At 68.6% G+C, this 19,779-nt stretch carries 21 protein-coding genes; all 21 read left to right on the forward strand.

The window, feature by feature from the left end:
* The first annotated feature begins 13 nt into the window (after positions 1 to 13).
* A complete protein-coding gene (locus Srubr_RS01315) occupies positions 14 to 235 on the forward strand; it encodes a hypothetical protein (protein WP_189999708.1) in 222 nt (73 codons plus the stop codon).
* 31 nt (positions 236 to 266) lie between these two features.
* Positions 267 to 419: a hypothetical protein gene (locus Srubr_RS01320; RefSeq protein ID WP_189999709.1), complete on the forward strand. Its 153-nt coding sequence runs from the start codon at positions 267 to 269 to the stop codon at positions 417 to 419.
* A gap of 145 nt (positions 420 to 564) precedes the next feature.
* The gene (locus Srubr_RS01325) at positions 565 to 1,083 is read left to right on the forward strand and encodes a hypothetical protein (protein ID WP_189999710.1); all 519 of its coding nucleotides are present in this window, start codon (positions 565 to 567) and stop codon (positions 1,081 to 1,083) included.
* Entirely contained in the window at positions 1,080 to 2,393 is a 1,314-nt protein-coding gene (locus tag Srubr_RS01330) for a phage terminase large subunit (protein WP_189999711.1), read from the forward strand. The genes Srubr_RS01325 and Srubr_RS01330 overlap by 4 nt, the downstream gene beginning before the upstream one ends.
* A 261-nt stretch (positions 2,394 to 2,654) precedes the next feature.
* On the forward strand, positions 2,655 to 4,127 hold the full coding sequence (locus tag Srubr_RS01335; RefSeq protein ID WP_189999712.1) for a phage portal protein: 1,473 nt from the start codon (positions 2,655 to 2,657) through the stop codon (positions 4,125 to 4,127).
* Positions 4,124 to 4,393 carry a hypothetical protein gene (locus Srubr_RS01340; RefSeq protein WP_189999713.1) on the forward strand — a complete coding sequence of 90 codons (270 nt, stop codon included), beginning with the start codon at positions 4,124 to 4,126 and terminating at the stop codon, positions 4,391 to 4,393. Before Srubr_RS01335 ends, Srubr_RS01340 begins: the two co-directional genes overlap by 4 nt.
* Complete coding sequence (locus Srubr_RS01345) at positions 4,390 to 5,463, forward strand: head maturation protease, ClpP-related (RefSeq protein WP_189999714.1); 1,074 nt, start codon at positions 4,390 to 4,392, stop codon at positions 5,461 to 5,463. Before Srubr_RS01340 ends, Srubr_RS01345 begins: the two co-directional genes overlap by 4 nt.
* 11 nt (positions 5,464 to 5,474) lie before the next feature.
* Complete coding sequence (locus Srubr_RS01350; RefSeq protein ID WP_189999715.1) at positions 5,475 to 6,839, forward strand: phage major capsid protein; 1,365 nt, start codon at positions 5,475 to 5,477, stop codon at positions 6,837 to 6,839.
* Between the two features lie 22 nt (positions 6,840 to 6,861).
* Entirely contained in the window at positions 6,862 to 7,275 is a 414-nt protein-coding gene (locus Srubr_RS01355) for a hypothetical protein (protein ID WP_189999716.1), read from the forward strand.
* Positions 7,276 to 7,731: 456 nt separating this feature from the next.
* Positions 7,732 to 8,787 (forward strand): hypothetical protein, encoded by a 1,056-nt coding sequence (locus tag Srubr_RS01360; protein ID WP_189999717.1) that lies wholly within the window; start codon positions 7,732 to 7,734, stop codon positions 8,785 to 8,787.
* Entirely contained in the window at positions 8,787 to 9,161 is a 375-nt protein-coding gene (locus tag Srubr_RS01365; RefSeq protein ID WP_189999718.1) for a hypothetical protein, read from the forward strand. The genes Srubr_RS01360 and Srubr_RS01365 overlap by 1 nt, the downstream gene beginning before the upstream one ends.
* Positions 9,162 to 9,166: 5 nt before the next feature.
* Entirely contained in the window at positions 9,167 to 9,628 is a 462-nt protein-coding gene (locus tag Srubr_RS01370) for a hypothetical protein (protein WP_189999719.1), read from the forward strand.
* On the forward strand, positions 9,625 to 10,374 hold the full coding sequence (locus Srubr_RS01375) for a hypothetical protein (RefSeq protein WP_189999720.1): 750 nt from the start codon (positions 9,625 to 9,627) through the stop codon (positions 10,372 to 10,374). Before Srubr_RS01370 ends, Srubr_RS01375 begins: the two co-directional genes overlap by 4 nt.
* Complete coding sequence (locus tag Srubr_RS01380) at positions 10,374 to 10,820, forward strand: hypothetical protein (protein WP_189999721.1); 447 nt, start codon at positions 10,374 to 10,376, stop codon at positions 10,818 to 10,820. The genes Srubr_RS01375 and Srubr_RS01380 overlap by 1 nt, the downstream gene beginning before the upstream one ends.
* Before the next feature lie 6 nt (positions 10,821 to 10,826).
* Positions 10,827 to 11,234 carry a hypothetical protein gene (locus Srubr_RS01385; RefSeq protein WP_229927004.1) on the forward strand — a complete coding sequence of 136 codons (408 nt, stop codon included), beginning with the start codon at positions 10,827 to 10,829 and terminating at the stop codon, positions 11,232 to 11,234.
* A gap of 10 nt (positions 11,235 to 11,244) precedes the next feature.
* Positions 11,245 to 11,652: a hypothetical protein gene (locus tag Srubr_RS01390; protein ID WP_189999722.1), complete on the forward strand. Its 408-nt coding sequence runs from the start codon at positions 11,245 to 11,247 to the stop codon at positions 11,650 to 11,652.
* A 261-nt stretch (positions 11,653 to 11,913) separates the two neighbouring features.
* Positions 11,914 to 15,591 (forward strand): phage tail protein, encoded by a 3,678-nt coding sequence (locus tag Srubr_RS01395; protein WP_230426638.1) that lies wholly within the window; start codon positions 11,914 to 11,916, stop codon positions 15,589 to 15,591.
* Positions 15,592 to 15,605: 14 nt separating this feature from the next.
* The gene (locus Srubr_RS01400) at positions 15,606 to 16,112 is read left to right on the forward strand and encodes a hypothetical protein (RefSeq protein WP_189999724.1); all 507 of its coding nucleotides are present in this window, start codon (positions 15,606 to 15,608) and stop codon (positions 16,110 to 16,112) included.
* Between the two features lie 3 nt (positions 16,113 to 16,115).
* Positions 16,116 to 18,983: a hypothetical protein gene (locus tag Srubr_RS01405; RefSeq protein WP_189999725.1), complete on the forward strand. Its 2,868-nt coding sequence runs from the start codon at positions 16,116 to 16,118 to the stop codon at positions 18,981 to 18,983.
* A 9-nt stretch (positions 18,984 to 18,992) separates the two neighbouring features.
* The gene (locus tag Srubr_RS01410; RefSeq protein WP_189999726.1) at positions 18,993 to 19,550 is read left to right on the forward strand and encodes a hypothetical protein; all 558 of its coding nucleotides are present in this window, start codon (positions 18,993 to 18,995) and stop codon (positions 19,548 to 19,550) included.
* A gap of 13 nt (positions 19,551 to 19,563) precedes the next feature.
* The gene (locus Srubr_RS01415) at positions 19,564 to 19,761 is read left to right on the forward strand and encodes a hypothetical protein (RefSeq protein WP_189999727.1); all 198 of its coding nucleotides are present in this window, start codon (positions 19,564 to 19,566) and stop codon (positions 19,759 to 19,761) included.
* Positions 19,762 to 19,779 lie beyond the last annotated feature (18 nt).

The following is a 19,779-nucleotide window of genomic DNA, read 5'->3' on the forward strand; positions in this document are numbered from 1 at the left end:
CAGGACGAACCCCATGCTCGCTACCCCCGAACGCATCCGAGGTGACGGTGGCCTGACCGAGATGCTGGTCTGGCACAAACCGGTCGGCCGCGTGATCGAGGAGTTCCAGGCGATCGCCTGCTCCGATACCGAGGGCATCGTGATGCCGTGGCCCAAGCAGGACGTGCCGCTCAAGCTCGACAAGCCGGGCGAGCGCTGGTGCTCGGATTGCCTCGCAATCATCCGCTCTGCCTGACCACCCGAAACGACAGGACGAGAGGAACCCCATGCCCGACGACAGCTACGAGGACTGGGAACACACGGACGTCCCCGACAACTACTGCCCCTTCCACCCCGGCGGCGGATGCGCCCCCGAGGACCACTTTCCGCCCGAGCAGGCTATCGAGCAGTGGCGACTCATGACCTACTACGACGACTGACCCCCGCGAACTGAAGGCCCCGCACACGCCACCGGTGCGGGGCCTCCGTCCTGCGCGCGCCCTCAGCCGCCACCCCGGTTGCACGCATCACCTACCATCAAACCACGCCAACCGTTATACGTATAACTACACGAGAGGGGCCACCGTGACCGCCAACCACGACCCCGACTACGACTTCCGCGCCCGCCCCCGCGACGGCAACGGCAAATTCCAACGCAGCATCGACACCGTCAAACGCGACGCCGCAGCCGCCCAATACCTCGCCGACCACCCCGGCACCACCTTCCAGCAGATCGCCGACCTCTTCGGCTACCACGACCGCAGCGGCGCCTGGCGAGCCATCCAAAACGCCAAGGCCGACGTCATCAGACCCGCCGTCGAAAAGCTGATTCAGACCGAGTCCGAACAGCTGGACGAGCTGTACCTCCTCGCCCGCGAGATCATCGACCGCAACCACGTCGTCGTCAGCCACGGCAGGATCGTCGTCGGCGACGACGGCCAACCCCTCCCCGACGACGGGCCCCGCATGCAGGCCATCCAGACCGCCCTCCGAATCCGCGAGAGCTACCGCAAACTCCACGGCGTCGACCAGCCCGCCAAGACGGAAGTCTCCGGCGGCGTGACCTACCAGCTCGTCGGTGTCGACCCAGAGGATCTCGTGTGACCTCCACAGTCGTCCGGTACGAACCCCGCGGCGGCGCCAAGACCCTGCTGTCCGCGCGCGATCAGGAGATCTGCATCGCCGGGCCGGCGGGCACTGGGAAGTCCCTGGCGATGCTCCAGAAGGCGTTCTACACCTCGCTGATGGTGCCGGGCTGCCGCAGCCTGATCGTCCGGCAGACCCACGCCAGCCTCACCGGGTCGACGCTGGTGACGTTCGAGCAGCAGGTCGCGCCGGCCGCGCTCGCCGAGGGCGTCGTGAAGTGGTTCGGCGGTTCGCCCAGGAAGCCGGCGGCGTACCAGTTCGCGAACGGCGCCGAGATCCTCGTCGGCGGGTTGGACAGGCCGGAGAAGTTCCTTAGTACCGAGTTCTCCCGGATCTACGTGGACGAGGCCACCCAGATCACGCTGACCGCGCTGGAGACCCTGATCACCCGGCTCCGCGGGACCGCGCCGACGTACCGGCAGATCGTCCTCGCCTGCAACCCCGACCACCCGAAGCACTGGATCAAGCAGCGGTGCGACGAGGGCACCATGCGGATGCTGCACAGCCTGCACCGCGACAACCCCCTCTACGTCCGCGAAGACGGGTCGTTGACCGAGCGTGGCGTCGACTACATGGCCAAGCTCGACGCATTGACGGGCGTCCGCCGGCTCCGCTACCGCGACGGCATCTGGGCTGCCGCAGAGGGCCTGGTCTACGAGGGCTGGTCCGAACCGGTGCACGTCATCGAACCGTTCGACGTGCCCGCCGGCTGGACGCGGTGGGTCACGATCGACTTCGGATACACAGCGCCATTCGTCGCTCAACTCTGGGCCGAGGACCCCGACGGCCGGCTCTACCTCATCCGCGAATGGGTCCGTACCCGCATGCTGGTTGAGGACCACGCCGACGTCATCCGCGACCGGCTCCTCGCCGGGCAGCCCCGCCCGCGCGCCGTCATCACCGACCACGACGCCGAAGACCGCGCCACCCTGGAGCGGAAACTCGGCATGGGCACACAGGCCGCACACAAGGGCGTCTCGGACGGCATCCAGGCGCTCCAGTCCCGGCTGAAGGTCCAGCCCGACGGCCGCGCGCGGCTGCACGTCTTCCGGGACGCCTTGCTGGAGCGCGACCCAGAGATGGACGCGCAGTCCCTCCCGATCGGCCTCGCCGAGGAAGTCTCCGGCTACGTCTGGGCCGTGAAACCCGGCAACGTCGGCGGGCTGAAAGAGGAGCCGGTCAAGGCCAATGACCACTCGATGGATGCCGCCCGGTACATGGTCGCCGCGCGGGATCTCCTCGGTCGGCCGCGGGTTCGCTGGCTGTAAGAGTGTCGAAACCATACATGCCGCCACCGACGAGACGAGGACGCAATGACCAGCCGAAACGATCGATTCCGCAGGTGGGCCCTGTTGTGGCGGAAGTTGGCGCCGTTCTTGCTTGACACGGCTGGGATCATCCTATTGTCGGGTTCCGCCATGGTGTGGCTGGGCCTGGCAGCAGGCATGGCAACAGCAGGCATCGGGTGCTTCGTCCTCAACTTCCGGATCCACGAGGGCAGACGCAGCCAGTAGCGAACTGGAGGGGCGTTGGCACGGACCCTCCTCGGCGCGCTCCTCAACCGAGCAGCCACGGCAGCTCAGACCCCGGTCCCCTTCGCCTCCCGCTCCCAGTCCTACGGCCGCGGCCTGTTCGGCGCCAACCGCAGTACCACGGCCCAACTCAACGCCATGGGCTCCGTCGGCACCCTCTTCGCCATCGTCAACAGGACCGCCAAGGCCGAAGCCGGCGTCGAGTGGGGCCTCTTCCGTAAGGCGAGATCGGGCAAGAAGGAAGACCGCGTTCAGGTCACGTCGCACGCGGCCCTGGAGCTGTGGAACCGGCCGAACGACTTCTACACGCAGTCCGTGTTCGTGGAAGCCGGCGCGCAGCACAAGCTGTTGACCGGTGAGCAGTGGTGGGTCGTAGCGCGCCGGGAGGGCGTGAACCTGCCGCTGGAACTCTGGCCCGTGCGCCCGGACCGCATGACCCCCGTACCCGACCCGGACACTTTCCTCGCCGGGTACATGTACACATCCCCGGACGGGCAGCAGATCGCGCTCCGCAAGGAAGACGTGATCTTCATCAGGACCCCACACCCCACCGACCCCTACCGCGGGATCGGCCCGGTGCAGGCGATCCTCACCGACCTCGATGCGGTCCGCTACTCCGCCGAATGGAACCGCAACTTCTTCCTCAACAGCGCCGAGCCGGGCGGCATCCTCCGCTTCGACCAGCGCCTGGACGACGACCAGTTCAACGAGATCCGCGACCGCTGGAACGAACAGCACAAGGGCATCGCCAACGCCCACCGCGTCGCCATCCTCGAACAGGGTGAGTGGATCGACCGCAAGTACAGCCAGCGCGACATGCAGTTCGCCGAGCTGCGCGGCATTGGCAGCGAAGTCATCCGCGAGGCGTTCGGGTTTCCCAAGCCCATGCTCGGATCCGTGGACGACGTCAACCGGGCCAACGGCGACGCCGGGGAGAGGATGTTCGCTCGCTGGCTCGTCGTCCCCGACCTCGAAGCGATCCGGGACGCGCTCAACCACCAGCTGCTGCCGCTGTACGGCGCGACCGGGCAAGGCTTGGAGTTCGACTTCGTCAACCCTGTCCCGGACGACGCCGAGACGGAGGCCATGCAGCTTACGGCCCGCGCGAACGCGGCCAAGGCGCTCGCGGACGCTGGTGCGTGGGACCCCGACGACATCCTCTCGGCGGTTGGTCTGCCGGAGATGCGGCGCGTTTCGGCCCCGGCTGCGACGGCCGCGTGGCGTGAGTCGGTGGCCGGCCTGCTGGGTGAGGACATCGAGAACGCGCAGCGGTGGGTCGTGGTCACGACGGACGACGACGACCGGTGCGAGCCGTGCGCGGAGCAGGACGGCCGCACGTACAGGAACCGCGCGCAGGCGTACCGGGACTACCCGGGCGGCTCCGGCTACGTGCACTGCGAGGGCGCCCGGTACGGCAACGACTGCCGCTGCAAGGTCGTCAAGCGCGGCCGCAAGGGAGAGGGCTCATGAGCGAGCGCCAACCGCGCACGCTGCGGATCAACAAGCCAACTGGTCGAGCCGGGTGGGCCGTCGAACTGGACGGTCACGACATCTCCCGGGCGCTGGTCGGACTGTCGCTGAAGCTCGACAGCAGCCCGCTCGCAGAGGCCCGTCTCGATGTGATCGCCGAGGAGCTTCCGATCGAGGCGCAGGTTCATGTCGTCCTGCCGGACGCAACGAAGGAATTGCTGGTCCGGCTCGGCTGGACCCCGCCTGCCGAGGAGGCGCAGCCATGATGATCACGTTGCCCGGTAAGGCGGCCACCTTCCAGGCCAGCCAGCGCGAGCAGGCCGACCGAGAGCGCGCACGCCTCGGCGTGGAGGCCCGCTCGTGGTACCGGATCAGCAACGCGGCGTCGGCGGACGAAGCCGAGGTCATGCTGTACGACGAGGTGGGCGGTTGGCTCGGCGCGACAGCGGACGAGTTCATCGCGGACCTACGCGGCATCACCGCCCCCAGCATCCGGCTGCGAGTCAACAGCCCCGGTGGCAGCGTGTTCGAAGGCGTGGCCATCGCCAACGCCCTCCGCTCGCACCCGGCGCAGGTCACCGTGCAGGTCGACGGGATCGCCGCCTCCATCGCTTCCGTCATCGCGATGGCCGGGGACCGGATCGAGATGGCCCCGAACACCATGCTCATGATCCACGACGCCAGTGGTGTGTGTATGGGCAACGCGGCCGACATGGAAGAGATGGCCGAACTCCTCGATCTGATCAGCGACAACATCGCCGACGCCTACGCTCAGCGCGCGGGCGGCACCCGCGACGAGTGGCGGGCCCGGATGCGCGCCGAGACCTGGTACCTCCCCGAGGACGCCGTCGCCGCTGGCCTCGCCGACGAGGCCGTGCAGGCGCCGAAGGCAGGCACCCCCGCGGAGCCCGATGAGGCTGAGCCGGACATGCACCGCGCCTACGACCTCGCCGCCTACGGCTACACCGGGCCGCGCCGCGAAGAGCCGAAGGCCGAGACCGACAAGCCGGAGCCCCAGCTCGTCATCAGCATCGCCGACCTCCTCGATGAGACAACCGTGGCCAAGTTGCGCGAGGCCGTCCGCGAACGCAGCGCCGAGGAACTAGGCGGCACCACGACCCCGCCCGCCGAGGACACGGCCGCGTGTGAGCCGGTCGCCGAGGCCACGCCCGTCGAACCCGCCCCGGCACCGGCCAGCGAGCCGGCCCCAGAAGCACCCGTAGACGAGTGGGCGGCGCTCACCGCCCACCTCACCCAGGACGAGCCCGACGCGTGGTCGGTGCTGGTCTCCCACCTCACCACCACGGCGTCGTCCAGCGCGGCGACGGAAGCCTGAAGGAGGCACTTGTGGCACCCACCACCATCCCGCGCAACGCCGACGAACTGGCGGAGATGCTCGCGGACCCGGCCAAGGCCAAGGACGTCGTCAGCTCCCCGCAGGACCTGACGAACTTCATCAAGGCGTATGCCGAGAAGCAACAGGGCGACGGCACCGACCTCCAGCGGCAGGTAGACGAAGCCGTGCAGGCTGGCTTCGCGAACTTCCTCCGCGAGCAGGGAGCCGAGGACATCAAGCGGCCCGACCTGCGCGCCGCAATGCCCGACCCGTACGCCCAGGCCACGAAGACCGAGCGGTCGAAGGGCCTTTACAACAGGGCCGCGCTCGGCGCCAAGGTCGACAACCTCTTTGCCAGCTCGGGCGAGTACTTCCACGCCATCTGGCGCGGCAGCTCCAGCCGGGACACCGCCGAGGCGCAGGCTAAGCTCGCCCAGCTGAAGAACTTCAGCAGCGACGTGCCGGCCGACGGCGGGTTCCTCATCCCCGAGAGCCTCCGGTCCGAGATGCTGAAGGTCGCACTGGAGCAGTCCGTGGTCCGCCCGCGTGCCCGCGTCATCCCGATGGAGACGCTGCGGGTGCCGTTCCCGGCGATCGACTCCACCAGCAACGTCAACTCGGTGTACGGCGGTATCACCACGTACTGGACCGAGGAAGGCGGGAAGCTCCAGGGGAGCAAGCCGCGCTTCGGGCGGATCGTCCTGGACGCGAAGAAGCTCACCGCGTACACGGAGATCCCGAACGAGCTGCTCACGGACTCCCTGATCAGCCTCACCGCGTTCGTGGACGAGGCGTTCCCCGAGGCGCTGGCTTTCGCCGAGGACCAGGCGTTCCTTACCGGCGACGGCGTCGGGAAGCCGCTCGGCATCCTCAACGGCAACGCCGCGATCAGCGTGACCCGCACCAGCACATCGAAGATCGACTTCCTCGACGTCATCAACATGTACTCGCGGATGCTGCCCCAGTCGATCGCGCGCTCCGTCTGGCTCGCGGCACCCGACACGTTCCCGCAGCTCGCCCAGATGGCCATGACCCGCGGCACCGACGGCATCGCCTCCCCGGCCATGTGGATGACCGGCGGCCAGGCCATCGACGCCCCGCCCCTCACCCTGATGGGCCGCCCCGTGATCTTCACCGAGAAGGTTCCGGCGCTCGGCAGCGCGGGCGACCTGTCCCTGGTGGACTTCGGGTTCTACCTCGTTGGTGACCGGCAGGTGATGCAGGCCAAGCAGTCCGACGACTTCAAGTTCGATACCGACGAGGTCGCCTTCAGAGTGATTGAGCGGGTCGACGGCCGACCGTGGCTCCAGTCCGCGATCACCCCCGCCAACGGCAGCACCAGCACGCTGTCCCCGATCGTCAAGCTCGCCGCCTGACCGGCGCCCGGAGGAGAACACCATGGAAGCGCTCGGAAGGCTCTTCAACATCGTGCCGACCGCCGACGCGGTCGAGGTCAGCCTGACTGGCGCCTCGGCAGTCACATTCGTCTGCGTCGGCGCCGACACCTACACCATCCAGCAGGCCAAGGACGCCGCCGGAACCGGCGCCACCAACCTGCCCGTCATCGACCACTACTACGCCAACGGCAACGTCGACGGTGCCGGCACCTGGACACGGACCGCCGTGAGCCCGGTGGGCGCGGCGGTGACGATCGCGCTCGGGTGCGCGGTCATCCACGTGCCCGTCGCCGCGCTGGACGACGGGTTCGACTACATCCGCTGCTCGTCCACCGCGGGTGGCCTGGTCACGGCGATCGTCCACGACCTGACCGTGCAGCGCGCACCGGACCTGCTGCCGGCGCTGGGTGTGTGACGTGGCGCTGCGGGTCTGTCTGGACTGCACAGCGCGGTTCGCAGTGGGGGCGCCCTGGTGCCCCCACTGCGGGTCGGAACGCCACGTTGAGCAGCACGAGGCGGAGGCGCTCGGGGTGCAGGAAGGCGGGGTCATCGAGGAGGACAGCATGCCGAAGATCAGCCGCCACGGCGGCGCCAGCATCGCCGATGAGGCGACCGACGTACAGGACGGTGAGGGCGTATCAGCTGGTACGGACTCCTCGACATCCTCCGGGAAGGCGTCGACCTCGCCCGAGCCGAGCGAGAAACAGGGCCGATCGCGTGCCCGGAAGACGGCGAGCCGCTCCGGACGGGCCCGGACGGACTCCTCTACTGCCCCTACGACGGATGGCGGCCCGGAGGCCGGTACGTCGGCGACCGACTCCGCTGACGCCTGACCAGCACGACCACCTGCACCCGAGGGAGGTGACGAGAGATGAGCACACCGTGGTACGTGACCCGCGAGGAGATCAAGGCCGAGCTGGACGTCAAGGAGACGGCCCGCTCGAACGCGCGGATTGATCGGGCGCTGGCGGACGCGACGGAGTCCGTGCACGGGCTGCTGCACCGCCGGTTCTACCCGGTCGTGGCCACGCGCTACTTCGACTGGCCCTACGCCGAGTACCGGCCGTCGTGGCGGGTCTGGCTGGACGACAGCGAGCTGATCTCCCTCACCTCCGTCACCTCCGGCGGCGTGGCGATCCCCCTGGACGACATCCTGCTGGAACCCAACAGGACGGGCCCGCCGTACACGCGCGTCGAGATCAACATCGGCACCAACGCGGTCTGGGGCGGCGGCGACTCCTACCAGCGGGACATCACCCTCACCGGCCTCTGGGGCTACCGCAACGACGAGACCACCCTCGGCGCCACGGTCGAAGCCCTGGACGCCACCGAGACCAGCATCGACGTGGACGCCGCCACCAGCGCGGCCGTCGGCGTCGGCTCCCTCCTCCGGATCGACTCCGAGCGCGTCATCGTCACCGGCCGGACTCAGCTCGACACCGGGCAGACGCTCGGCGGCAGTGGCCTCACCAACATCAACAACAGCGTCACCGTGGCAGTCCAGTCCGGTGCCGCGTTCGCGGCCGGTGAGACGATCCTCATCGACGGGGAGCGGATGCGCGTGGACGACATCGCGGGCAACACGCTCGTCGTCACCCGCGCCTGGGACGGCTCCACCATCGCCGCCCACGCGGCCGGCGCGGCCATCTACGCTCCGCGCGCCCTGACGGTGGAGAGGGGCGCGCTCGGCACCACCGCGGCGACCCACACGAGCGGCGCCACGGTGTCCCTGTGGGGGCCGCCGGGCCCGGTCCGACAGCTCACCATCGCCGAAGCGCTCACCGACCTCCTCCAGGGCCGCTCCGGGTACGCGCGCACCGCCGGGTCCGGGGAGAACGAGCGGGAGACGTCCGGCAGAGGCCTGCGGGATCTCCGCGCCCGCGTCTACACGAGCCACGGGCGCAAGGCCCGAATGAGGAGCGTGTGATGCTGCTCGACGTCTCCACCAACGCCCGCGGCCCGCTCTTCGATGGCCGGGCACGCGCGCTCGCCAACGCCTACGTGGACCGGCTGGAACGCAACCTCGCCGAAGAGGGCCTGTCGATCCTGAAGCGCGAGATGCGCGCCGTCTTCCGGAACCCGACCGGCTACTACGAGTCCCGGTGCGTCGTGGTCGACGGCCACAAGATCTGGGACTCCCGCGTCGTCTACGGCCCGTGGCTGGCCGGCGTCGGCTCCCGGAACTTCCCGGTGACCCGGTTCAAGGGCTACGACCACTGGATCAAGACACGGCACGAGCTGAACTCCCGTAAGCGCGGCATCGGCGAACGCCTGCTCCGCCGGTACACGGGACGGATGTGATCGCCGTGGCACTCGACCTCACCACCTACCGCGACGTGCTCACCTCACACGCTCAAGCGACGGGCCTGTTCGGGACTGTCCTCTCGCACGAGCCCGTGTCCGCACCGGACAGTGGCCTGACAGCCGCGTTCTGGGTGTCCCGGATCGGCCCCACCCCCACCGGCTCGGGTCTGACCGCGACGACGGCGCGTCTGGAAATCATGGCGCGCGTGTTCGAACCGGCGGACACGGAGCCGCAGGACAGCGTGGACATGGACCTCGTCGGGGCGGTAGATGCCCTGCTGACCGCCTACTCCGGCGACTTCGAGGTGGGCGGCAACGCCCGCATGATCGACCTCCTGGGCGCTTACGGAACCGCGCTCCAGGCGACGTTCGGTTACACGAGCTTCGCGGGCGGCACGACATTCCGCATCGCAACCCTGACCATCCCACTGATCATCAACGACGTCTGGGGGCAGGCGGCATGAAAACGAGCGGCCTCGGCGACAACCTCTACATCGCCGGCTTCGATGCGAGCGGCGACATCCAGGCCCTCGGCACCATCGGCGGTGGCCCGGCCCTGCTGAATCGGACGCCGATCAACAAGGCGGCCTACCAGCGGGAAGGCGGCCTGCTCAGCGGTCAGTTCGAGATGACGACGTTCTTCAACTCGGACCCGGTCAACGGCGGCACGCACGAGAAGCTGTCCGCGCTGCCCCGCAACGACGTGATCATGACGTACTGCCGCGGTACCAACCTCGGCGACCCGTCCGCCAGCCTCGTCGCCAAGCAGGTCAATTACGACCCCACCCGCGGCGACGACGGGATGTTGACCTTCGCCGTGAGCGCACAGTCCAACGGCTACAGCATCGAGTGGGGGCGCCAGCTCACCGCGGGCGTGCGCACGGACACGGCGGCCACGAACGGCACGAGCATCGACACCACGGCCGCAGCCTCGTTCGGCGCGCAGGCGTACCTCCAGGTGTTCAGCTTCGTCGGTACGGATGCCACGGTGAAGATCCAGGACTCCGCCGACAACAGTGTGTTCGCCGATGTCGCCGGACTGGCCTTCACGCCCATCACGGCCGGCCCGACCACGGAGCGGATCGCGGTCTCCAACACGACAACGATCCGCCGCTACGTCCGCGCAGTGACCGTGACGACCGGCGGGTTCACCTCGCTGGCGTTCTCCGTGAACTTCATCAAGAACGAGAACGCTGGGGTGACCTTCTGATGAGCGCACAGCTGTTCCGTATCCAACCCCAGATGCCCCCCGAGGCGTACAGGACGTTCGCGATCGTCTCCCCGGTCGAGACGCACATGCGGCGTGCGACCTGCGAAGAGGTCGGCTGCGAGCACTACCTGAACGGCTGGCGCGTCCGTGTCGAGAACCTGACCCCGCAGATGCTCCACGCCGCCCGAACCTCCGGCCGCAAGTATGTGGAGCACCGCATCGCCGAGGGCGAGACCTGGCTTGTGTACGAGGCCGGACAGCCCTGCTTCAAGGCGACGGAGCACCGGGCGCCGATCGGCCGGCCGCCGCTCTACCTGGTACGCGACGGCGATTACCGGGGGAACCCGCGCGGGACGAAGGCCCGGCTGTACCAGCGGCCGGATCAGTGGGTGGACGACTTCGCCACTCATCAGCAGAACCTCGCCGACGAGATCAGGAAAGGGTGACCACCCATGGCGAAGAGCAGTGGCCTCGGCCAGACCACACTGTCCGTGGACGACGCGTCGGGTACCGCGCGCGACATCCGGAACGACGTCACGAACTGGCAGATGAGCACGCCGCGCGGCGTGCAGGACATCACCGGCGTTGACAAGAGCGCGAACGAGCGGCTGCTGCTGCTCGCGGACGCGTCGATCACCCTGAACGGCGTGTTCAACCCGGCCGCGAACCGGCAGCACGACGTCTTCAAGACCGTCCCCAGCACCTCGGTGCAGCGGACCGTCACGCAGACCGTGAACGGCGTCACCCTCGCCTTCGAAGCGGTCTTCTCCGACTACCAGCTCAGCCGCAGCGACAGCGGCGAACTGACCTGGTCCGCGCCCGGCTCCCTCGCCGACGGCACCGTCCCCACCTGGGCGTAAGGAGCAGCGCATGGGATACAAGGTCAAGCCCAAGACGTACCTGATCCGATTCGCCGAGGGACACGAGTTCCACGGCGCCGAGGCCCGGCTCCGGGGCATGAGCCTCGGCGAGTACATGGAAGCCACCGGCCAGGACGGCGGCGAAGGCGACACCGGCGCGGGCGCCGCAATCAACCGGTTCCTGGAGCACCTCATCTCCTGGAACCTGGAAACCGAGGACGGCCAGCCGATCCCAACCACCAAGGACAGCGTCACCCTTGTCGACCACGACCTGGTAGTGGCCCTGAACAACGCCTGGATCCAGCAGCTCATCGGGGTCCACGATGCCGACCCTTTGCCCGAGACCTCGCCCTCTGGCGAGCCGTCCCAGGTGGCATCGATTCCCATGGAAGCACTGTCACCGAGCCTGGCGAGCTGACAAGGGCCCGGTATCTGCTCGGGCTGCTGGAGCGGTTTCCGGGCTACACCCTGTCCTCCCTCCTCGCGGAGGACACCGAACTCATGCGCCTCGTAGCCATCGAGCAACTGGGCGGCGCCCGCGACCAAGGAGAGGGGGTGGACGATGTCTGACGACGTAACGATCACAGTCCGGGTCAACAACCAAACGGCCTCGGGCTTCCGGGACATCAACGGCCAGCTCAGGACGCTGGACGGCCGGTTCGCCTCCTCTGCCGGGAACATGCGCCGCTCCTCGGACGGCATCACCCGCGCCCTGGTCGACGTCCGCGCCTCCCTGCTGTCACTCGCGCCAGCCGCAATCCCGGTGGCCGCGTCGCTGGCACCGATCGCGGTCCAGGCGGGCGCGGCCGGCGCGGCGGTGGCCGCGTTCGGCGCCGCAGTGGTCCCGCAGATCGCGAACCTGTCCGAGGCGGCGAAGGCGCAGGACAAGTACAGCCAGGCGGTACAGCAGTACGGGGCGCACTCGAAGCAGGCGATCCAGGCCCAGCAGCAGGCGGCGCAGACGCTGGCCGCCATGCCGAGGGCGACCCAGCAGGCAGCGGCGGCGTACTCGAATCTCCGGGACCAGTTCAAGAGCTTCTCGGATTCGACAGCCCGGTTCACCATGCAGCCGGTGGAGCACTCGTTCGCGGTGCTCGGGGCGATCCTGCCGAAGTTGAAGCCCATGGTCGAGGGCACGTCGACCCAGCTTGACCGGTTGGTGAAGGTCGCGGGCGGCGGCATCAACACGTCGGCGTTCGACGGGCTGGCGAAGCGGTTCAGCGACCTCGCGAACAACAGCCTCAAGAGCGCCACTGACGGTGCGATCCACTTCATGCGAGTCCTCTCCGAGGGCAACGCGCGCGGGCCGTTCACCGAGTTCATGGATTACGCCCGCGCTCAGGGACCGGCGGTGAAGGAACTGCTGTCGAACCTGATGCAGGCCTTTGGGAACCTCGCGGCCGGCGCGGCGCAGGCGGGGCCCGGTCTGCTGACGATCGTCAACGCGTTCGCGAAGCTCGTGGCTGCTGTGCCGCCGGAGCTGATCGGGAACCTGATGCAGCTCTACGCCGCGTTCAAGCTGATCACTTTGGCCGGGGCTGGGATCGGCGCTGTGGCGGGCGGGGTACAGGCGCTGGCGGTGCGGCTCGGCGCGTTGAATGCGGCGGCGGCTGCGGCGGGCGGCGGCCTGGCGGGGCTGCGAGCGGCGTTCGCGGGGCTCGGCGCGGCGGCGAAGGCGTCGATCGTGGTCGCGGGGATCGCCGCAGCGGCGGTCGCGATCAAGAAGCTGTCGGACATGGGCCGGGACGCTCCGCCGAACGTCGACAAGCTGACGACGTCGCTGGGGAACCTGGGCCGGACGGGGAAGACGAGCGGCGAGGCCGCGCGCGTGTTCGGCCGGGACTTGGGCGAGTTGTACGACTCGGTGCGGTCGCTGACGGATCCGTCGATGGCGGACAAGATCCAGCAGGGCATCGTCAAGTCCCTGTCGCTGGGGAACTGGGACTCGACGCCGGTCAAGGACGCCAAGGAGAAGTTCGACGCGATCGACAAGTCCCTGGAGAACCTCGTCCGGGGCGGCAAGGGCAAGCTCGCAGCCGAGGCGGTCAAGGACCTCGCGGCGGCATACGTCAAGGGCGGCGGCAGCGCGAAGGACTTCCAGTCCAAGTTGGAGGGCTACAAGTCGGCGCTCGCGGACCAGGCGTTCGAGCAGAAGCTCGCGGCGGAGTCGCAGGGCCTGTTCGGTGCGGCGGCGCAGGCGACGGCAGCGAAGCTCGACCAGCAGAAGGCCAGCGCGGACGGTCTGCGGGGTGCGATCCAGGCCCTGAACGACGTCAACCGCGCGGGCCTGGGCGGCATGATCGGGTTCGAGGCCGCGATCGATGCTGCGGCGCAGGCGGCGAAAGACAACGCGGGCGCCCTGTCGATGTCGGGTGGCGTGCTGGACCTGAACAGCGAGAAGGCGCGCTCGGCGGCGTCGGCGCTTCAGGATCTCGCGGACAAGACGGACGGCGCGGCAGCGAGCGCGCGGGAGTCGGGCTCGTCGTGGGAGACGGTCAACGGGATCTACAGCCGGGGCCGTAGCGAGCTGATCAAATCGGCCGAGGCGATGGGCTTGGGCCGGGAGCAGGCCGCCCAACTCGCGGACCAGATCCTGCGGATCCCGGACAAGCACGCCAAGGTCCGGATGGACACCGAGGACGCGCGCGTGGGCCTCGAAGCCTTCAACGCTGCGGTGAAGCGCACCCCCGGCAGCAAGAGCGTGACGCTGAAGACCCTCTCCTCGTCAGCCGAGAAGGTGCTGGAGGCATTCGGCTTCCGCGTCAAGCGGCTCCCCAACGGCTCGGTCACGGTCACCGCTGCGACCGGCGGCGCGCTGCGGGGGATCGGCTCGGTGCAGGCGGCGATCAACTCACTGCGCGACAAGAGCGTCACGATCACCACCAACCGCGTCACCAAGTTCACCAGCGTGCAGGGCGGCGTGACGGTCGCGAAGCGCGACTACGCCTCGGGCGGCCGGGTCAAGGGGTACGCCGACGGCGGTGACGTGCAGGTGGCCCCGACCGGTCTGGTGAGCGGCCCGGGGACGGGCACGTCGGACGACATCCTCACGATGTTCGCCAGCGGCGCCGTCGGCCGCATCAGCAACACCGAGTTCGTCGTCAACGCGCGGTCCACGAAGAAGTACCTGCCGCTGTTGGAGGCCATCAACCAGGACCGGCTGCCAGGGTTCGCGAAGGGCGGCAAGGTCTCGGCCCAGGCCAAGGCTGAAGCCGAGGCCCGCCGCGATGCTATGGGCGACCTCACGGTCTCGCACTTCGGCTACATGGCAGGCTACCGCCGCTCCGAGTTCGGGAACGCGCTCGGCAAGCCGGACAGCGTCGGCAGTCTGGTGTCGACGCTGAACCAGTGGCGCGGCATCATCCAGAAGGCCACCCACGGCTCGGCGGAGTCCCGGCTGCTCAAGCAGCTCGACTCGGCTGGCCGGTCGCTGTTCAAGTGGGAGCGGCAGCTCAACTCGGTCACCAAGTCGCTGGACTCGGCGAAGTCCAAGCTGTCCGACCTGAAGAACGCCTCGTCGCAGCTCGCCGCCTCGGTGAAGGGCAACCTCCTCAGCAGCGCGAACATCACCCGAGGCGCGTCCGGGGACAGCACGGTGACGCTGTCCTCGATCCGCTCCGGGATGAGGAACTCGAAGGACAAGGTCACGGCGTTCGCCGCCGCCCTGAAGCAGCTCAGGTCGAAGGGCTTCTCCGCCAGCATCATCCAGCAGGTCGCCGAGGCCGGCATCGACGGCGGCGGCCTGGAGACTGCGGGCGCTCTGCTCCAGGCGTCCGGGTCCGAAGTGCAGACCTTCAACCAGACGCAGTCGGAGATTGAGGCTGCTGCCGGGTTGGCCGGGAAGTCGGCGGCGGACGCTGTGTACGAGCGGCAGATCAAGGCCCAGGAGCGCTACGTCAAGTCCCTGGAGGCCCAGCAGAAGAAGCTGACCCAGTCCATGGACAAGCTCGGCCAGGCCATGGAGAAGGCCATCGAGAAGGCGTTCGGGAAGAAAGCGGCGGGCGGCATCGTCGGCGCCGCAGCATCCGGCGGACTCCGCTCCAGCCTGACCTGGGTGGGCGAGCAGGGCCCTGAACTGCTGGACCTGCCGGCCGGATCGAGGGTGTGGAGCAACCCGGACTCGCGGCGGAAGTTGGCGGCTGCGGAGGCGCCGTGGGCGTCGATGCTCACCTCACCCCGCCGCGCGCCGGCCGCGAGCACGGCTGCTGCGGGTGCCCCGGCGGCGAGCCAGCCGATCGTGATCCGCCTCCAGCTCGGGCGGCACGAGTTCGAGGAGATCTGGGTCGACGTTGGGCGCCGCGCGGTGCAGGCCCGCGGCTCGATCGAAGCAACGCTCAGGCCGCCGCGCGGCCGGTAGAGGGAGGAACGCGAGTGCACCGGTACAAGATCTGGAACGCGGCGGCGCCGACAACAGCGGCGATCGCCAAGGTGGCCACGGGCACGAGCATCAAGACGATGCTCCAGCTCGCCACGCCCAGCACCAGGCAGATACAGCTCATCTCGTGGGGCTACAGCTTCGACGCCGGCCCGTCGTCCGCGGGCCTGGTGGAGCTGATCCAGACCGATGTGGCGGCGACCGTGACCGCGCACGTGGTGTCCGGGGTGCAGCCGCTGGACCCGAATGCGCCGGCCAGCCTGCTCACCCTCGGGACGACCGGGACCGGCTACACGGCCACTGCGGAGGGGACGACGACGGCGTCCCGCTCGCTCGACACGGTGCTGGTGGCGCCGTCCAGCAGCTCGGCGCCGTCGGTCTGCTACTCGTACCAGTGGATGCCGGATGAGCGGCCCATCATCGCCGTCTCGAAGTTCCTCAGGGTGCGCGCAACGATGGGCAGCAGCGTCAACATGCTCTGCTGGATCTGCTGGGACGAGTGACGCGTGCCGGGGAGTATCGCAGCGCAGGTGATGGCCTGGCAGCGCCGCATGGGCGGCGTCGCCGGACCACTCTCCGCCGCACCCAGCGCCTCTGGGGAAGCCGACAACGGCACGCCCGTGCAGGTCGAGATGTTGGTGTCCGGTACGTGGGTGGACATCACCAGCTACACCATGGTCCGCGACAACAGCGGCCAGATCGCCATCACCCGCGGCATCCGAGACGAGGGCTCCCAGACCGAGGCCGGCACGTGCGCGCTGGAGCTGAAGAACCAGGACGGGCGGTTCTCCCCGCGGACCCCGTCGGGCCCGTACTACGGGCTGATCGGTCGCAACACCCCGATCCGGATCAGCGTCCCAGACGGCAACGGCGGCAAGAGCTACCGGATCTGGAGCGAGGCGTCGGAGTGGGCGCCGAGCTGGGATACCACCGGTACAGACGTGTGGACGGACCTGTCCGCTGGCGGCATTCTGCGTCGCCTCGCGCAGGGCCCGGCGCCGGAGCGATCGGTCATCTACCAGGCCGTCACCAGCCCACTGCCGTCGAGCGTGGTGGCGTACTGGCCGTGCGAGGACGCATCCGGAGCTACCCAGCTGGCGTCAGCGCTGACCAGCGGGTCGGCGATGACGTGGACCGGCACGCCCACCCTCGCCTCCTACTCCGGGTTCGCCGCCTCCGATCCGCTGCCCGACCTCACCAGCGCCAGCCTGTCCGGCGGCATCCCCAAGTACGACGACCCGGCGGCTACCCAGGTGCGGTTCCTCGCCTACATCCCTGCGGCTGGCCTGTCGTTGGGGAAGGTGCTCGTTGCGATCGACCAGCTCGAATACAGCGCCGGAAGCAGCCAGTTCTGGGAGGTGTACTACGACACCGCCACCCGCAGCCTGACGATCCGCACCTGCGCGAGCGACGGCACTGTCCTCGGCGCAGAGCTACAGCACACCCTGGACGTTCGCGGGCGGCTGCTGTACGTCAGCGTGGAACTCCAGGAGTCCGGCGCCAACATCAGCAGGACGCTGCGCCTCAAAGACGTCAACACCGGCCAGGTCTACAGCGTCAGCGACACGGTGTTCGTCACCCAGCTGACTAGGGTCGTGAAGATCCAGTTCGGGCCCGCCTCGCGCGCGGTGTCCGGCGCGGCCGGTACGTCCAACCTGCCGGGTGTCGCGGTCGGCCACGTGACGGTGGAGAACGCGATCACGCCGATCGACGCGCTTGGTGTCCGCCTCAACCCGATCGGCGAGACCGCGGGCCGCCGAATCCAGCGGCTGTGCGACGAGGCCGGGCTCGCCTACGAGTGGAACGGCGACCTGGACGACACCGTGCCGATGGGCGCGCAGCCCAAGGCCAACTTGCTGTCGCTGGTCCAGGAGTGCGTGCTCGCGGACGGCGGCCTGCTGTACGAGCTCACGGGCACGCTTGGCCTCGGCTACCGCACCCGCGCGAGTCTGTACAACCAGGACCCGGCGCTCGTCCTTGACTACCCGTCCGGCCAGCTCGCACAGATCCCGACACCGGTCGAGGACGACCGGTACATCCAGAACAAGGTCACCGTCACCGTGGGCGGCGTCTCGGAGACGTACGAGGAGACCAGCGGCACGCTGAGCACCGCGCTCCCGCCGGCCGGTGTGGGCGCCTACGGCGGCGAGATCACGCTCAACCTGGCCAGCACGGACGCCGGGACGCTCCAGGACCAGGCGGCATGGCGGGTGCACCTGGGCACGGTGGACGAGGCACGGTTTCCCCAGGTCAGCGTGAACTTGGCGCACCCGAGCATCACTCCGACGATGCGCCGCGCGATCCTCGGTATCCGGCTCGGCGACCGCATCGAGATCACCAACCCCCCGAGCTGGCTTCCCCCCGACACCATCGACCAGCTCGTCCTCGGGATCAGCGAGACGATCACCCACTTCGAGCACAAGCTGACGTTCACGTGCGCGCCGGCCAGCCCGTACAGCAGCATCGGGTTCCTGGACGCGACGGAGGCGCGGGTCGACACGGACGGCTCGGAGCTGGCCGCGAACATCAGTTCGTCGGCGGCTGCGATCGCGGTGCAGCCGTCGGCCGGGGCTGACGTGCTGTGGACCAAGGACCTCTCCGATTTTCCCCTGGACATTCGGGTGGGCGGCGAGGTCATGCGCGTGACCAGCATCAGCGACCTGGTCACGGACACGTACACCCGGACCGTGGCGGGCAGCTGGGGCACCAACGACTCGGGGTTCACGTGGACGTTGAGCGGCGGGTCGGCGTCCGACTACTCCGTGGGGAGCGGGGTCGGCGCGCACCTGCTGGCCACAGCCGGGGTACCACGCCGCTGCCTCCTGCCCACGGTTGCCGCAGACTTCGACTTCTACGTCTCCGTGACCGCCGACCAGCTCGCTACTGGCGCTGCGCTCACCGGCGCCTTGGTGGCCCGCTACACGGACGACAGCAACCTGTACTCGGCACAGGTGCAGGCCACTACGGCGAACGCGGTCACGTTGCTGCTGTTCAAGCGAGTCAGCGGCACTGAGACGATCCTGGGGAGCTACACACTGCCCGGTACGACGTTCGTGGCGGGTGTGTTCTATCGGATCAGGTTCAAGCTCCAGGGCTCGCTGCTGCGGGCGAAGGCCTGGGCGCACGGCGGTGTGGAGCCGCCGGAGTGGCACGTCACCGCAGTGGACACCGAGCTGACCAGCGGCCCGTGGGTGGGGGTCCGGTCGCTCGCTGTCTCCGGGAACACCAACGTCACCGCGAGCGTCCAGTACGAGAACTTCCAGATCGTCTCGCCTCAAATGTTCACGCTGACTCGCAGCATAAACGGCGTCGTGAAATCCCATTCGGCGGGCGAAGACGTCCGTCTCGCACACCCGACAATCCTTGCCCTGTAGGAGGCACCCGTGGCCGCAGAGGCCTACCCGACGCCCCACGCGGGGCAGCGGATAACCGCAAGCCTGCTCCGCTCGATGCAGCCGCAGGTGGCTCGGAAAACGAGCGATACGAGCCGGGCTGCAACGACGGCGACGACCGCCGATCCGCATCTGCAATTCACCGTGGTCGCGGGCGCGGTGTACGTGTGGTGGGGCTGGATCAAATACGACGCGGCGACCGGCGGTGACCTCGTTATGACGTTTGAGGCACCCTCGGGATCGCTTGGTGAATGGGGCGGGCACGGCCCCGGTAGCGTTGTCATTTCTTCGAGTTCCACGCCGACGCTGCAAACGGATAGCGTCACGACGCAGGGCTACATGCTGCGCATCGAATCCAACGACGTCACACAGTTTCGCACCTTCGGCGGTCTCGGTGCGGGGACCGCGCTGACGGTGCCCATCAACGGCACTCTTCGCGTGGGCTCCACCGGCGGTACGTGGGCCCTGGCCTGGGCGCAATCAGTGTCCAACGCGACCGCCACAACGCTTTACACGGACAGCTACATTTGTCTGCAACGAACCGCCTGAGAAAGGGGATGAGATGGCCACCTATGTGGTGACTGGCAGGACCAGTGGCGGGGAGCCGCTGGTATCGGTGGGGATCTCCGGAATAAACCAGGAGGGCACCGTCGTGCAGGAACTCGACGTCGTGAACGCCATCCGTGAACTGCTCGCCAGGACAGCACGCGTGGTCTCGGTGGAGGCGCAAAAGCACGAGCAGGTCATAACCGTCGTCTGACGGTAGAAAGAAGGCAAG

The organism is Streptomyces rubradiris, from assembly GCF_016860525.1.
Classification (GTDB): Bacteria; Actinomycetota; Actinomycetes; order Streptomycetales; family Streptomycetaceae; genus Streptomyces; species Streptomyces rubradiris.